The sequence below is a fragment of the Lactivibrio alcoholicus genome (assembly GCF_055390895.1).
Genome location: NZ_AP042471.1, coordinates 1248472 through 1264383, shown reverse-complemented (window position 1 = coordinate 1264383; position 15912 = coordinate 1248472). Strand labels below are relative to the sequence as shown.

12 protein-coding genes are annotated in these 15912 nt (G+C 57.7%); 7 read left to right on the top strand and 5 right to left on the bottom strand.

The annotated features are described in order from the left end of the window. Positions 1-25 precede the first annotated feature (25 nt). Positions 26-547, bottom strand: coding sequence for a prepilin-type N-terminal cleavage/methylation domain-containing protein (locus tag ACZ5IU_RS06005; RefSeq protein ID WP_464421286.1), 522 nt, complete (start codon positions 545-547; stop codon positions 26-28). A 377-nt stretch (positions 548-924) separates the two neighbouring features. On the opposite strand from ACZ5IU_RS06005, the gene ACZ5IU_RS06000 reads away from it, so the two are divergent. After that, on the top strand, positions 925-2253 hold the full coding sequence (locus ACZ5IU_RS06000; protein WP_464421285.1) for a Na+/H+ antiporter NhaC family protein: 1329 nt from the start codon (positions 925-927) through the stop codon (positions 2251-2253). A 65-nt stretch (positions 2254-2318) separates the two neighbouring features. On the opposite strand, the gene ACZ5IU_RS05995 is transcribed toward ACZ5IU_RS06000, so the two are convergent. The 4 genes from ACZ5IU_RS05995 to ACZ5IU_RS05980 all read right to left on the bottom strand — a co-directional run bounded on the left by ACZ5IU_RS05995 (position 2319) and on the right by ACZ5IU_RS05980 (position 7236). Continuing rightward, positions 2319-3377, bottom strand: a complete 1059-nt coding sequence (locus ACZ5IU_RS05995) for an ABC transporter ATP-binding protein (RefSeq protein ID WP_464421284.1) — start codon at positions 3375-3377, stop codon at positions 2319-2321. 2 nt (positions 3378-3379) lie between these two features. Continuing rightward, entirely contained in the window at positions 3380-5080 is a 1701-nt protein-coding gene (locus tag ACZ5IU_RS05990; protein WP_464421283.1) for an ABC transporter permease, read from the bottom strand. Then, positions 5073-6173, bottom strand: coding sequence for an ABC transporter ATP-binding protein (locus tag ACZ5IU_RS05985; RefSeq protein ID WP_464421282.1), 1101 nt, complete (start codon positions 6171-6173; stop codon positions 5073-5075). Before ACZ5IU_RS05985 ends, ACZ5IU_RS05990 begins: the two co-directional genes overlap by 8 nt. A gap of 73 nt (positions 6174-6246) precedes the next feature. After that, the gene (locus ACZ5IU_RS05980) at positions 6247-7236 is read right to left on the bottom strand and encodes an ABC transporter substrate-binding protein (protein ID WP_464421281.1); all 990 of its coding nucleotides are present in this window, start codon (positions 7234-7236) and stop codon (positions 6247-6249) included. A gap of 1022 nt (positions 7237-8258) precedes the next feature. Here ACZ5IU_RS05980 and cas3 point away from each other — a divergent pair. From cas3 to cas6e, 6 genes are all read left to right on the top strand, one after another. Continuing rightward, complete coding sequence (gene cas3, locus ACZ5IU_RS05975; RefSeq protein ID WP_464421280.1) at positions 8259-10874, top strand: CRISPR-associated helicase Cas3'; 2616 nt, start codon at positions 8259-8261, stop codon at positions 10872-10874. Positions 10875-11242: 368 nt separating this feature from the next. Next, positions 11243-12763, top strand: a complete 1521-nt coding sequence (locus ACZ5IU_RS05970) for a hypothetical protein (protein WP_464421279.1) — start codon at positions 11243-11245, stop codon at positions 12761-12763. Then, positions 12664-13290 carry a type I-E CRISPR-associated protein Cse2/CasB gene (gene casB / locus ACZ5IU_RS05965; RefSeq protein ID WP_464421278.1) on the top strand — a complete coding sequence of 209 codons (627 nt, stop codon included), beginning with the start codon at positions 12664-12666 and terminating at the stop codon, positions 13288-13290. The genes ACZ5IU_RS05970 and casB overlap by 100 nt, the downstream gene beginning before the upstream one ends. Further along, a complete protein-coding gene (gene cas7e, locus ACZ5IU_RS05960) occupies positions 13290-14483 on the top strand; it encodes a type I-E CRISPR-associated protein Cas7/Cse4/CasC (protein ID WP_464421277.1) in 1194 nt (397 codons plus the stop codon). The genes casB and cas7e overlap by 1 nt, the downstream gene beginning before the upstream one ends. 5 nt (positions 14484-14488) lie before the next feature. Then, positions 14489-15193, top strand: a complete 705-nt coding sequence (gene cas5e / locus ACZ5IU_RS05955; RefSeq protein ID WP_464421276.1) for a type I-E CRISPR-associated protein Cas5/CasD — start codon at positions 14489-14491, stop codon at positions 15191-15193. Positions 15194-15197: 4 nt separating this feature from the next. Next, positions 15198-15911, top strand: coding sequence for a type I-E CRISPR-associated protein Cas6/Cse3/CasE (cas6e, locus tag ACZ5IU_RS05950; protein WP_464421275.1), 714 nt, complete (start codon positions 15198-15200; stop codon positions 15909-15911). The last annotated feature ends 1 nt before the right edge of the window (position 15912 follow it).

The window sequence follows — 15912 nt, the reverse complement described above, 5'->3', positions numbered from 1 at the left end:
GGGTCCGTGAACTCCTCCCCGGGGATCAGCGGGCCCTCATGCCGACGAAGTAGTCCGACTCCGTGAAGACGACGTCGGTCGTTCCCATGAGCGACATCATTCCCAGCAATCCCTGCGCCTCGGCGGATTCCGCGAGCTTTTTCGCGATTCTCTGCCACTTCGCGATCACTTCCGGCGTCGGAGAGGACGACGGGTTGATGAGCAGAATAAACACGTACCACCCTCCGCTCATTCCCGACGAAAAGTAACAGTCGCCGCTGATCGTCCTGTCCATGTACTTCCCGAGAATCGCGTTCGCATTGCCGCTTCCCGGCGTCAGCGACATAACCAGAGGCGCCGTCGCGTCCGGGTTGTCCGCATGGTACATCATCGCCGCGGACTTGAGGGATCTGAGATCGGAGACGATCCTCGTCGCCTCGGCCCTGTCCGACCCCGTTCCCATGATCAGAAGCATCGCGCCCGCCAGGATGCCGATGATGATGATGACGATCAGCAGCTCGACAAGCGTAAAGCCCCGTACTCTTCGACCGGTCATTTCCGTTTTCACTCTTCATCCCTCCCCGAGATTTCCATTGCGCGCTGCGTCGCCGGTTGCGTTCCTGCGCTTTCTTCCCGTTGCCGGAAAAGACGGTTTCACCCTCCCTCTGAAAACACTCGCATAAAATAAAGAAAATACTCTATGATGGAAATCATATACTTTTACAGAGTGTCAAAGTCAAGCCCCGGAGCGAAACGAAACGGATGGGCCGTCCTGTGCGGTTCCGCTCCGTTTTCCTGCATTCCGCGGCGGATTGCGGGCAGATCGAATCCACAGTCCGGCGTGGACGCTGGAAGAACGCAATGGCGCGGAAAAATGTATCCGGCTAGAATGAGATTCATCGGCGGAATGCGCATGCGCGTTTCCCGTGGAAAGGGAGAGAAATCATGGAGGTCGTCATTTTTTCGCTGTTCGCCGTCTCGCTGGCATGTTGCGTCTGTCTCGGCGTTTCGCTCGTGTACGCGCTGGGGTTCGGGTACGCGTTGTTTTTCGGCTATGGCCTTTCGCGAAAAATACCGCCGCCGGAGCTCTTCCGAGCGTCGCTCAGGGGCGTCCGTTCCGTAAAAAACATCCTCGCGCTCTTCCTCCTGATAGGAATGATGACGTCCCTGTGGCGCAGCGCCGGAACGATTCCGGCCATCATCGACTATTCGTCGCGGCTGATTCATCCGTCCGTCTTCGTCCTCATGACCTTCCTGCTGAACTGCCTCGTTTCCGTTCTCACCGGGACGGCGTTCGGCACGGTGGCGACCATCGGCGTCATCTGCGTGAGCGTTGCGCAGACGCTCGGCGTTCACCCCGCGATATCGGGCGGAGCGATATTGTCGGGAATCTATTTCGGAGACCGCTGCTCCCCCGTGTCCACAAGCGCGCTGCTCGTCGCGGAGCTGACGGATACGGACATATACGCGAACATCCGCAACATGCTCGCGACATCGCTGGTTCCTTTCCTTCTCACATGCGGGATATACGCGGCCGCCGGACTGTTCGCCGGACAGGATCGGAAAAGCGTCGTCGATATCGAGGCGCTGTTTTCGCGGCGTTTTTCCCTGGGCTGGGCGACGATGCTTCCGGCGGCGGCGATCCTGATCCCGTCGCTCTTCCGCGTGAACGTGAAGTACGCGATGGCGTTCAGCATCGCGAGCGCGGCGGTCGTCAGCCTCGCGGTGCAGGATGCGGCGCCGGCGGAACTTCTGCGGTCTCTTCTGTGGGGGTACCGCTCCCCCGACCCCGGCCTCGCGGCGCTCCTCGACGGCGGGGGAATCGCCTCGATGGCGACCGTGGCGGCGATCGTGACGATATCTTCTTCGTACACGGGGCTCTTCGAGGCGACACGCTTCCTCGCGGGAATACAGGCGCGGATCGACCGGCTGCGCCGCCGGACGACGGCGTACGGGGCCATCCTCGCTACGTCCGTCCTCTGCGCGACGATCGCCTTCAGCCAGACGCTCACGATCCTGTTGACGCATCAGCTCTGCGGCGATATCGAGAGAGACCGGGGACGCCTCGCCCTGTACCTCGAGGACTCCGCGGTCGTCGTCGCGCCCATGATTCCCTGGTCGATCGCGGCGGCCGTTCCGCTGGCGACGATGAACGCCCCGGCGCTCTGCATCGCGGCGGCGAGTTATCTCTACCTGGTGCCTCTCTGGAATCTTCTGGTTCAGTGGAAGGGAGCGGCGGCGGGAAATGGCATCCGCTCCGGGAAGGATCGCTGAGCGACGTCCGTGCCGCAAAAGAACGGCGGAGTCGCGTTCAGCGACTCCGCCGTTCTTTTGCGAATCTACTCGTACCACGTCACCTTCGGGAAGGCCAGCGAGCACGCCATTCCCGCCTCGAAACGCGGTTCCCTGCGCCCCTTCTGGATGCGGATTTCGACGTCGCCCACCTTCACGATGTAGTCCACGGTCTCGCCGAGATATGCCATGCGGTCGATGACGCCCCGCAGCCCCCCTTTCCCTTCGGGAAGCAGGTCGACTTCGGTCGGACGGCACGCGATCGTCGCCCGTCCCGCGCCGGCGAATTCCGGCGAGAACGCGTCGCTCACGAATCCCGCTTCGGGGGCGGACTCAAGCACGGCCTCCCCGTCCCGCAGGACGACCGGGATGAAGTTCGACAGCCCGATGAAGCTGAACACGAACTTGTTCGCCGGCTGCGCGTAGACGTTCAGCGGCGTGTCGATCTGCTGCGTCCGTCCGTCGCGCATGACCATGATCCGGTCGGAAAGCGCCATCGCCTCCGCCTGGTCGTGCGTGACGTAGATGATCGAGAAGTCGTACTTCCGTTGCAGGTCCTTGATTTCGAAGCGCATCTCCTCGCGGAGGTGCGGGTCGAGATTCGAGAGCGGCTCGTCGAGAAGCAGCAATCCCGGGTTGATCGCGAGCGCCCGCGCGAGCGCGATCCGCTGCTTTTCCCCTCCGGACAACTCGTTGGGGTAGAGCTGCGCCTGCTTCACGAGGTTCGTGTTTTCGAGAGAATGCTTCGTGCGGCTCTCGATCTCGCTCCGCGCGACTCCCTTGATCCGGAGCGGGAAGGCGACGTTCTCGAAAACGGTCATGTGCGGCCACACGGCGAATGCCTGGAAGACCATTCCGAACTCGCGCTTCTCGGGCGCGAGGTAATACTTCTTCAGGCTCGACGAGATCAGCCGCCCGCCGACCTCGATCTCCCCCTCCTCGAGATCCTCGAAGCCCGCGACCATCCGAAGCGTCGTCGTCTTGCCGCACCCCGAGGGGCCGAGGAACGAGAAGCACTCGCCCTTTTCGATCGAAAGGCAGAGGTCGTCGACCGCGGTGACCTGCCCGAAGCGCTTCGTCACGTGTCTGAGTTCAACGAACGCCATTGTCATGCCCCCCCGTTGTCGACGCGCTTTTTCCGCTCGAAGAAGCGCTTGATGAGGATCTCGCCGCCGACGATCAGCAGCAGGGCCACTCCGGCGAGCGCGCACGCATACACCGTCTCGCCGTCCTCGTTGAGCGTATAGATCGCGACGCCGATGGTCCGCGTCGTTGGGCCGTAGAGCAGAACGGACGTCGTGAGTTCGCGCAGCGCGGGAAGGAAGATCAGGAAGAACGCCGCGATCATCCCCGGACGGATCAGCGGAATGACGACGTCCCGAAGCGACTGCCACGGCGTGGCTCCGCTCGCGCGGCTCGCCTCGACGAGCGAGTCGTGGACCTGCTCGAGCGCCGCGCTGTTGGACTTGAGCGAGAAGGCCATGTACCGGGCGATGTAGGCGACGAAGATAATCCACGCCGTGTTGTAGATGTTCACCCCGAACCGGCCGCTCCACGTGAGGATCACGCCGAGCGCGATGACCGTCCCGGGGAGCGAGAAGGGAAGCATCCCGAGGAATTCGAGGAACCACTTTCCGCGGACCTTCATCTTCACGAGGACGTAGGAGATGATCCCGCCCGCGACCATCGTGACGAGCGCCGCGCCCAGGCTGAGGTAGAGCGAGTTGAAGATGGCGTCCTTCGTGAGCTTCCACTTGAACAGCACGTAGTAGAAGTTCTCGAACGTCATGTTGCCGAGCTGGAGCGGCAACCCGTAGGTCTTGAGAAGCCCGACGAGGAAGATCGTCACCGTCGGCATCACGACCGTGACGAGAAGGTAGACGATGCAGAGGACGAAAAGCGGCGTCCTGAGGCCGCGCAGCTTGAGGACGGTCGGCCGGACGCTCTTGCCGGCGATGATCTGGAAGCGTCCCGATGTGACGACGCGGTTCTGCGCGTACAGGATGACCGCCGCCGAGAGCACCAGAATGACGGACATGACCGTCGCGGCGCGGATCGCCGTGAAGCTACCCGCGCTCTGGTGGATGAGTTCGTAGATCTTGGTCGGGATCGTGTAGATCCCCACCTCCGTGCCGAGGATGGCCGGCGTTCCGAAGTGCGCGAGCGAATAGAGGCACACGAGAAGTGCGCCCGACACCACGGCGGGAAGGATCAGCGGGATCGTGATCTTCCGCGTGATCGTGAACAGCCCCGCGCCCGCGATCCGGGCCGATTCCTCGAGCGTCGGGTCCATGCGCTCGAGCGCGCCGCTCACCTGGATGAACACGAACGGGAAGAGGTACATCGTCTCGATGATGACGATGCCCCAGAAGCTGTAGATGTTGAACAGCGGCGTCCGCGTGTCGAACAGCGCCATCCAGAGCTGGTTGATGTACCCCGCGCGGGGCGACAGGAGCATCTTCCACGCGAGGGCGCCGATGAACGCAGGCAGCATGAACGGGATCGTGAACAGCACCTTCATGGTCTCCTTGAAGGGCATGTCCGTCCGCGTCACGAGCCACGCGAACAGCGTGCCGACGAACGTGCACGTCACCGTGACGGCCGCCGCCAGAAGGAGCGACATCCGGAGCGCCTCGTACGTGTCGGGATTGCCGATGACGTCGATGATCCCGGAGAGATTGAAATGCCCGTCGATGACGAACGACGTCCAGAAGATCAGAAGCACCGGCAGCGCGACGATGACGATCAGGATCAGAATTGACAGCGCGAAGAGCAACTCCGCGATTCCCCACTTCTTCGTTCTATTCATGGCTCCCGATCCCTTCGAGCGTCTTCGAGTCGAACAGCAGCGGGTTGGCGATCCGGAGCCCCGTCATATCCCCCTCGCGGAAGATGAGCCCGCCGCCGACGGCCTTGTGCGTGTCGAGCTGCGCGCGAAGCTCCAGCCCCGCGAACTCCAGCCGCTGGTCCACGATCGGGCCGAGGAGATTCACGCGACGGACGCGCGCCTTCGGCTCCTCCGGAGACGGATCGCGGATCAGGTCGATATCGGACGGCCGACACCCGAGGATCGGATTCGGGGGGATCTCCCCCGGAAAGTCCCTCGCGACGGCGACATCCGTCCCCCGGACGAAGACATCGCGGCCCCGGACATCGACCGGGATCATATTCGAAACACCCATGAAGCGGAAGACGAACGCGTTTCCGGGGCGCTCGAAAACGTCCGCGGGCGCGCCGATCCGGCATATACTCCCGTTTTCGTCGAGAACGGCCATCCGGTCGGAAATCGCGAGCGCGATCTCCTGGTCGTGCGTGACATACAGCACGGTGATGCCCTTCTTCCTCTGAAGCGCCCTGATCTCGAACCGCATCTCCTCGCGCAGCTTCGCGTCGAGGTTCGTGAGCGGCTCGTCCAGGAGCATCAGCTTCGGCTCCGCGACGAGCGCGCGGGCCAGCGCGACGCGCTGCTGCTGACCGCCCGAAAGCTGGTACGGCATCCGGTCCTCGAGGCCCGTGAGATTCACGTTGTCGATCGCGTCCTGCGTTCTCGCGGCCGCCTCGGAGGCAGGAACCTTCTGGATCGCGAGCGGATACGCCACGTTCTCCCGCACGGTCATGTGCGGCCATACCGCGTAGTCCTGGAACACAACCCCGAGCGACCGCTCGTTCGGCGGAACCGCGATCCGCTGCGCCGGAGACGAAAGCGTCACGCCGCCGACCGTGATCGTTCCCGCGTCGGGCTGCTCGAAGCCCGCGACCATCCGCAGAAGAACCGTCTTGCCGCAGCCCGACGGACCGAGAAGCGTGAAGCACTCGCCGTCGTTGATCGTCAGGTTGAGATTCCGGTAGACGACCTTCCCGCCATACGATTTGCGGACGTTTTCAAGTCTGACCTCCGCCAAAAGCACCACCCCTTCCGAACGACGCGGGGAAGGTCCGCCTCGCGGCCTTCCCCGCCTTTCCGCCGCAGAACCGTTACTTGCCGGGCCGCAGAATCTCCGTGAACTTCTTGATCGTCTCTTCCTTCGTGGCGCTCATGCTCGCGAAATCGAGGACGATGGCCCGCTGGACCGCGTCATGCGGATTGGGGAGAAGCGTGTCCTTCGGAAGCTCGACGTCGGACCGAACGGGAAGCGTGCCGCTGTTCGCGATGATCTGCTGCGCTTCCTTCGAGAGCAGGAAATCGACGAACTTCTTGGCCGCCGCGAGATTCGACGTTCCCTTCATGATCGCGACGGGGCTCGGAAGCATGATGACTTCCTTCGGGTAGACGAAGCCGAGCGTGGCGCCCTTCTTCACCTTGTCCGTCGTGATATAGTCCACGCCGATGCAGGCGAGAAGGTCGCCCATCGCCGTATCGTCGACGACCTGGCCGGACCCCTGGCCCATCTTCGCCTCGTTCTTTTTGCAGTTCTCGAAAAACTCCCAGCCGAACGTCTTCACGAGCGCCGCGACGCTGCCGTAGGCCGTTCCCGAAAGCGCCGGGTTCGCGACGCCGAACGCGCCCTTGAACTCGGGCTTCAGGAGATCCTGCCAGGATGTCGGCGCGGTCTTGATGAAACGCGTGTTGTACGTGATCGCGAGCGTTCCGTTCCGTGCGGGGGTGAAGAACCCCTCGGGCTCCTTCACGGGGCTCTCGACGAACTTCGCTTCCGGGGAGACGTAGGGCTCCAGGACGCCTTCCTTCTTGAGCTGGTAGAAATCGGGAACCTCGCTGTGCCAGAGAACGTCGACCGTCATCTTGCCCGACTCGCGCTCGGCGGCGATCTTCGCCATGAGCTTTCCCGCTCCGGCGGAGTAATAGTCGAAGTCGATACCCGGGTTGTTCTTGACGAACGCTTCCTTGAGCGCGCCGATGAGCGACTCCTTCATCGACGTGTACACCGTGAGCTTCTCTGCGGCCATCGCAACGCCGGAAACGCAGAGAACGGACAGCAGAACCAGGATTGCCAGAAGTTTTCTCACCTGCAGCAACCTCCTTCGAACGTTGCATGTCGACGACAGTTCCGTCCGCATTCCCACAACGACATTTCCACAACGCGCCGGATCACGCACTCGTCGTACCGTCCGCAGACCACCCCCGGCTTACAGGACATTCGCACCAGTCGCGCACTATAAAAAATTGTAACGCTATTGTAACAGGACATTACTGTAATACGTGTCAGGATTCATGTCGAGAACTTTTCGGCGGCGAAGTGCGGATTCATACCCCCTCTATCATGTCGCCGTGATTGTGTATGATGACGCCGACAGGATATGACGGGAAAGTCGTTCAGCATGCATCGTCAAAAAAGCAGGTCGCAGCGATACTGTGGAGATTCACGCCGGAGAGCGGAGAGCCTAAGGTCAAAAAGATGACACCGAACTCGTCTCAGGATTTCTCTACACATGCGGATGGTTTTGCCATATCGGTTCGAGGCTTGTAGAATTAATACTGGAAGTTGTGATTCCCTCGTATATGCGAGGATAGACCTTAGTCGTTATACGCTTCCTTAAGGTTCAGGATTATTTTCCCCGCATATGCGGGGTTTTTCGACATACTCTCAACTCGTTCTTCCAGTGAGTGCTTGACCGGAGATTTTCCCTTGCATGTCACAGTTCCACGTTTTTTGATACTTCTTCCACCTTGTCACTGATCCGTGATATATGCGACCACATGAAGTCCTATTTTATTCCCGATTCGCGACGGTCTGTCATGAAAGTGCATTTGTCGCCCTTGTGCGCCGTTCCCGACAGAGACAGGAGAGTGTTTTTGTGAGTCCTCATGCGCGTTTGCCGCTGGATCTTCCGCCGAGATACGCTGATTTGTGTAAACATCGCTGCGTTTTTCCCCTACGCACATAAGCAAATTATTTCCAAATACCTGTTTGCATTTTTAATGTATGGTTGATACAGTTTTTGAAGTGACAGGTATACATCATATATTTTCCTGAAAAACATGCGACATTGAAGAGGAACCATTTTAAGACTGGAGGAGGGTTCATTACATGAGCATTTCCGACCCCGTTTCTGGATTTTGGGGAAAGTCCGACCGCAAGGATCCTGCGAGAACGCACCCTCTTCTCGCCCATTCGGCGGATGTCGCGGCGGTTCTTGAAGCGTTGCTTGGGCTCCCTTCGTATAAAAAGGTTTTTGAAGAATCCATGCAAAGAGATCTCGATGCCGGACTGATCGCCAGATTATGCGTTCTTGGAGCACTCCACGACATAGGCAAAACAACCGCTGGTTTCCAGGCAAAGAACAGACCGGGAGGGATAACTAACGGCCATATCGAGCCGTTGGGAGCTATCCGCGATTCGAAATTTCTGAAAAAATTCCTGGAGATATTTCCTTTTCTGAAGGAATGGGGGGATCCGTGTTCCGATTATCTGCTATGTGTTTTCGGGCATCACGGGAGGTATCCACAAATTCTTGACGAAGCCAAATTCAATGAAACTAAAGCCCGGCAATGTGCAAATATGTGGGAGGCGAAATTGCCTTCCGGCTTTTCATCGTTCGACGGACTTCGGGAGATTTCAAACCACATAAAGCAGTGGTTTCCGCCCGCCTTCAAACAGGATGTATCCCCCCTGCCCGAGTCGCCGATTGCACAGCATCTCTTTGCGGGGCTTTTGATGATGGCGGATTGGATCGGCTCGGACGAAAGATTCTTCCCATTTGCGGCTTCATCCGATTCTCCGGAGTCCTTTATGCCGCGCGCGCGAAGACAGGCCGAATTGGCCCTTCGAACCATAGGAGTCGACGTTGGATCGATTCGAGCATCGTTCAGCCTCCCGAAGGCATTCAACGACCAGTTTCATTTTCCGCCTCGCCCGGTCCAGTCGGTAATCGATACGATCGAGACATCACGCAACGGAAGCATTGTCATCGTAGAAGCCGAAACGGGAAGCGGCAAGACGGAATGCGCCGTTCGACACTTCACTCGTCTTTTTGCGGAAGGGTTGGTGGATTCCATGTACTTCGCCAACCCCCTGCGCTTTGCGGCGACACAACTTCAAAAGCGAGTATCCGCATACCTCGCCGATCTATTCGGACCGGGGGTTTTCCCAACGGTTCTTGCGGTTCCCGGATATCTCTCCGTCGACGCCATCGAAGGTATACGACTCTCCGACACGGAAGTGCTTTGGCCCGATGAAAAAGATCCCCGGAAAAATTGGGCAAGCGAACATCCGAAACGCTTTCTCTGCGCCCCATGCGCCGTCGGCACAATTGACCAGGCGCTTCTCGCAACCCTGCGGGTTCCTCACGCGCATCTCCGGGCGGCCGCTCTTTCCCGGTCGCTCCTTGTTATCGATGAGGTGCATGCGAGCGACCACTTCATGACCAGACTCACAGAATCACTCGTCGCCCTGTTCGCGGAGTGCGGCGGCCACATTCTCATGATGTCCGCTACTCTCGGCGGCGTTGTGCGGAATCGATATCTGAACATTTTCAAAACACGAAAGACGGGTTGCGGAAGTGCGATTCCTTCGCTGGATCAGTGTCTTGCAACGCCGTATCCGCTTATTTCACCTCTTGTCCCGGCGATTTCGGTTCAATCGGAAGCCCGGAAAAACGTGCGTATCGAACTTGTGCGATCGATCTCTGCTCCCGCAGATGTCGCATCCCGGGCTATCGAGGCGGCGAAAAGGGGAGCGTGTGTCCTCGTGCTCCGGAATTCCGTCAGATCCGCTGTCGAGACACAGATTGAACTCGAGAAGTTGTGTAACGGCGACAGTTCACTTCTTTTCTCGGCACAGGACAAACCGGCGCCGCACCATGCCCGTTATGCTCCCGATGACAGACGCCTCCTTGATAACAAGGTAGAAGCGGTCTTTGGAAAATCAGGAACGGAACGACATCCGTGCGTACTCGTCGCCACGCAGACGCTCGAACAATCTCTCGATGTCGATTTCGACTTTCTGATTACCGACCTCTGTCCCGCGGATGTCCTGCTGCAACGTATCGGTCGTCTGTTCCGCCACGAACGAATCCGTCCCGAAGCCTTCCCGAAACCGCAGTGTTACGTCCTCATCCCCGATGGGGGGTACGAGTGGCTCCTTTCGAAAGAGGCGAAACGCCATCAGTTCGGCGACGAAAGGGCGTACGAGGATCAGAGAACCATCGCGGCAACGTGGATGATGCTCGAAGAGATCGTACAGGGAAAGGGAATTATCGAAATCCCCGGGATGAACCGCGCCTTCGTCGAGAAGTCGACACATCCGGATGCCCTCAAATCTCTCGCATGCAGTCTCGGGCCTGAATGGGAGTCGCTGTCGCAAAGAGTCACTGGGAAAAAATACGCCAAGAAATCCGTTGCGGCGCTTGAGACTATCAAGTGGAACGAGCCATATAGCGCCGAATCCGTTGGCATCGCTGATGAGGGCAAGATCGTCACCCGACTGGGGTTGGATGATCGAGTGGTCGCATTTCCGGAAACACCGGTCGGTCCGTTTTTTCTTCCGGTGGAGAAAATGGTCATTCCGGGGTGGATGGTGAGAGAAACTGGCGCCGTGGAACCAGAGGTCATCGAACACGTAACGAAGATCGATGACGGGTTCGATTTCGAAGCCTTCGGCAAATCGTTCAGGTATGGCCGGTATGGACTCATTCTACGAACATAAGGTGCTTGCGTTTTTCGAAAAGAATCGTCGGTGAAAAATACCAAGACGCTTTCATTTTCTCCAAGGACTTGATATAGAAGCCTATATAGACTAGTTTATAAAAACCACGTTGTAAAACAAATCGATCGGGCGTATTCGGGCTTCTTATCGAGGCCGATCTTGACGCTACACCGGCCTTTTTTCGCCCCGGACTGCATGCGCCCAAAAGGGAGGGATCGCACGGCCTGAGATGAATAGACGTTTTTCAGAAACGAACGGCGCAACGTTTTTGTGTCTTTCAAACGATTCCGGTTGACCGGTACAGACTCGAAGGGGGTGGTGCAGTGCGATTATCGCTTCTGGACGATCCTTGCACAGAGGTTCGATATTTGAACGGTCGTTTGGAAAAACTCACATTGCCTGGGGTTCTCGCGAACCTCGGAAAGAACGACATCGAAGCATTCACGCACCTGCGTCCGCATCAACGTCATCCGTGGCATGCATTCCTGTGCCAGATGTCCGCTCTGGCTCTTTCAGATGCGCAGAAGGAGCTTCCGGGGGGGAACAGCCGGAAGCCTTACAGTCAGCTTCCCGGCCTCTACGACGAATCCGAATGGCGCGATATGCTTTGGACTCTTGCCCCGAGAGTCGAAGCATGGTGCCTTGTGGTCGAAGATGCGAGCAAGCCCGCATTCATGCAGCCGCCGATTCCGGACGGAATAGAGGCGCTGAAATCGATCAAAAGGACTCCGGACGATTTGGATGTCATCGTGACGTCCAAGAATTTCGACGAGAAAACCAGTCGGATAACAACGTATGAGCCGGATCACTGGATCTATGCCCTTGTATCGTTGCAGGGGCAGGCGGCATTTGGAGGAGCGTGGAATTACGGCGGAATTCGACAGTACAGCGGTTACGGGACGCGACCAAGCGTAGGGATCATTCCGTCGCTCCATTGGGGGGACCAATGGGGGCGGGATTGCCGGATGCTTCTGGATACGTTGGACACGATCGCCTCTGAATCGGAAATTCCTTGGGACATCGAGACGGGCCATCGCTTGTTGTGGCTTCTTCCCTGGGACGGAAGAGAGTCCGTTTCGCCGGAGACATTACATCCGTACTTTCTGGAAGTCTGCCGAAGGGTTCGCCTCGCATCGGATGGTGGCGCTGTAATCGCGCGCGCCGGAACATCGAAAGGCGGAAGGGTCAGCGGCAGCGCATTGAACGGCGTCGTGGACGATCCGTGGATTCCGATCGTCAGAGACGGCCCCAACGCATTCAACAGCAAGCCCACGTGGGAAAACATGGCGAGAATCATCCTCGACCGGTCAGCCTACAAACCGTCCCCCGCTCAAATCGTCAGGAGTTACGACAGATCGCCGGTTTATATACGGTTTTGCGAACTGGTCAGGGGGCAATGCAGCACGGATGAATACTGTGAACGGGTCATTCCGGTTCCCGCGAAAAAGACGGGCCTTCTGTCCACGCCGGACGAATCGACCGAACGATCGCTGACGACAATGATCACCCTCGCCAAAACGGCGAAAACCAAAGTCCTCTATCCGGCCCTGTCAATACTTTTCTCAGGGGACACCGGGCAAAGCGGCGGAAAGAAAAAAAGAAAACAGCACCCGCTAGCCTCGGCGACGACGCAAAAGATGGACGACTCAATTTCCGACCGTTTTTTCGACTATCTCTGGGACGCCCTCCCCGAACCGGGACAGGAAAACGACGGGATCGAACGGTACGACCCATGGATCAGATACCTTCGGGAATGCGCGGGGAACATTTTCAACGAGGCGATGCACGGATGGCTGCACTCCGAAGTCACCGGATTCCTCTCCGCCGCTGGCGCCGAAAACTTCATCCACAACGCCATGAACAAGCATTTGCCCCTATCTGCGAAATGAAGGAAGGAGAGCGTATCCTCATGGATGAAGACCACGATCTGAATTCAACCGTCGCGACGCTTGCCGGAGTATTGGGAAGCCCGCATTTTCCCAGGGGCGACCTCGCGGAACTCCGGCGCATGAAAACAACATCGTATCCTCTGGCTTTCTGGCGGCTTCTCAGCGATTACGTTCCGGACGAGTTGCGATTGGGCGACAGTCGCGAGAAAGAATGGGCCGTCATCGTGAACGGAATGGCCATCATGGCGCCGAATATTCACTCCCCAGCTCAGATTCATTCGGTCGGCGCGGTTTTTTCGACCTTTCCGCAAGAGCGGATAATGCACTTTCTGCGCAGCAAGGGCGAAAACCTGGTTGATCAAATACGTCTTCTTGCGCGGCTGTGTGCGTCGAAAAGCACTCCCATCGACTGGACGTCGTTGACCTGGCTGCTTTTTGCCCGAGAGAAAGCCGAAAACGCGAGAAGAAAAGTCGCGAAAGAGTATGTCCGCGCGATCGCAGCACATAAAAAGGAGGCGCAGAAATAATGTCCGTTTCTCCCCGTTTCGTACAAATCTCTACGCTCACGAGCTATCCGTCGGTATTGCTCAACCGCGACGACAGCGGTCTTGCGAAACGCATCCCGTTCGGCGGATGCACCCGCACGCGAGTCAGTTCCCAATGCCGGAAACGACATCTGAAAACGTGCGACGATATTTACGGCTTGGACAAGATATCGGACGAACTGAGCCTGTCCGTCCGGTCCCGCAAGCTTTTCAGCCTCCGGATAGCGTCAACCCTGGAAAATGAGTTCCCCAAAGAAATCGTGAATGAGGTTCTCAAGGCGTTTCAAAGCGATTTATACGAGGGGAAAGACAAATCTGGAGATGGGAACGACGGCGCCGACAAGAAGAACGCGGATCCTTTGGATCGCTCGGAAGTCATCGTGCTCGGAGAGCCGGAAATCAGTTTTCTCACGGAGAAGGCCAGAGAAATCTGTTCCGTCTCGGGGGATGTAAAGTCCGCAAAGGCGAACAGCGATAAATTTCTGAAGAAACACGAGAAAGACTTCCTTGCGCTCAAATGCGGCGCCGGGATCGATGCAGCCATGTTCGGAAGGTTTGTCAGCGGCGATATCGAAGCACGCGTCTCTTCCGCCGTTCATGTCGCCCATTCCTTCACCGTTCACGAGGAAACATTCGAGACGGACTATTTCACGGCCGTTGATGACCTTGACCCCAGAGGCGCGGGACATATCAACGCTTCGGAACTTACCAGCGGTCTTTTCTATAACTACGCCGTCGTCGACGTTCCTCAGCTTGTAAGCAATCTGGGAGAGGCGCATCCGGAGAAATGGCTCAACAAGGACGTGGATCGCAGTGTTGCCGGAAAAGCCGTGGAACATCTCATCCATCTTTTTGCGACGGTGACGCCGGGAGCGAAGTTCGGCGCAACGGCGCCGTTCGCATACGCGGATCTTGTCCTCGTTGAGATGGGAGAACGACAGCCCAGAAGCCTGGCGAACGCCTTTTCCGAACCCGTCGAACTCGGGCAAGGCGGCCTTCTGGAAAAAACTCTCGGTAAGTTGAAGTCGTATCTTGACGGAATGGACGCTATGTATGGATTACACGAAACTCGCCTCGTGGCGTGTGTTCGTGAAGCTCCGTTTTCGGGAAGAATAGCGTTGTCGGGATTGGCCGAATCTGTCCGGAAAGCGATCGAGTCAGGAATCTGCGGGTAGCGACGATGCGATTCATCGTCATTGGCTTCGACGGTTTTCTTGCCTTTGGCGGGCCGGCGGTCGGCGAGGTCCGGTCGACGGACATATTTCCCGCATGTTCCATGGTTACCGGACTGATCGCCAATGCGCTCGGATACGAAAGCGGAGAGAAAGAACGTCTTCAACGTTTGCAGGAAAGCATTGTGATGGGAAGCAGAATTGACCAACCCGGCGACCGTATTATGGACTTCCAGACGGCGGAGCTTGGCAAGAAAAATATGATGTGGCGTTCCGACGGATTCGGTCCGGATGTCAGGGCGGGCGGGGAGGGGACGTATTCCGGTCCTGCCCTGCGATACAAACACTATCTTGCGGACAGCGTTGTCTCTACGGTCGTCGGCTTTCGAACACCGGAGTCGGACGAGTCCCCCTCCGTTGATGCCGTTGCTCATGCCTTGCAGTACCCGTTTCGTGTCCTGTTCATCGGACGGTATTGCTGCATTCCGTATTCGTCGCTCTTTCGCGGCATCATTGAGGCGCCTTCGGTCCTGTCTGCTCTCAATATGCTCCCTTTCCAGAACGATACCGAGTGCTCGCAGGGAGAGTGGCCGGTTTCTTTACATCAAGAAGAGAGCGGAGAAATGATGATCGAGCGTCAGGACATACGGGACTGGAGAAACGATATTCACGCCGGAAGCCGTCTGGTCTGGCGAGGTCCCATCCGGAGGTGAGACGATGCCTTTCACGATGGTTCATATCGAGGTTCGAACCCGGAGTCTTGTGCATTGGGCTCGAAACAACCGACTTGCACTCTCCGACAGAGATTACCTTGTCCACAATGCAATGCGTCTTGCTTTCGGAGAGAAGGCGCCGCAGCCTTTCGAGGTTTTCCAAAACGGCGACAACTCGTTGAAGGTTCTGGGGTATTCCGATCATACGCGCGACGATCTTTTGAAAGAAATGGAGTTTCTTGCAGAACCACTGCTTATGGACACATTCCCGCAAGAAGCGATACGATTCAAAAATATGCCAGAATCGTGGGAAGTGGGGCGCATCTTCGGTTTCCGCCTGCGCTGCTGTCCCATTTCCAGAAAACGGGACGAAAAGGGGCGAATCATCGAGAGAGACTCCTTTCTTTCCGCCTGCGAACATAATCCTGAAGGCGAGCACGAAAGGGAGTCCGTTTACCTCAAGTGGTTGCAGGAACACATACGCAAAGGCAAGGGAGCGGAACTGCTGGAGACCAAAGTCAAGGGGTTTCGTCTCTCCGAATTCAAACGGCGGGACGAACAGAGAAAACCCAAGAAGATCACCCGTCCGGAAGTCACCTTTGAGGGAATTCTCAAGGTAATTGATTCAGAGGCGTTTGCATCATTACTCAGGAACGGGATAGGGCGTCACAAGGCGTTTGGTTTCGGAACGATCTTTCTGCGCGCGGCGGTACGTTAAG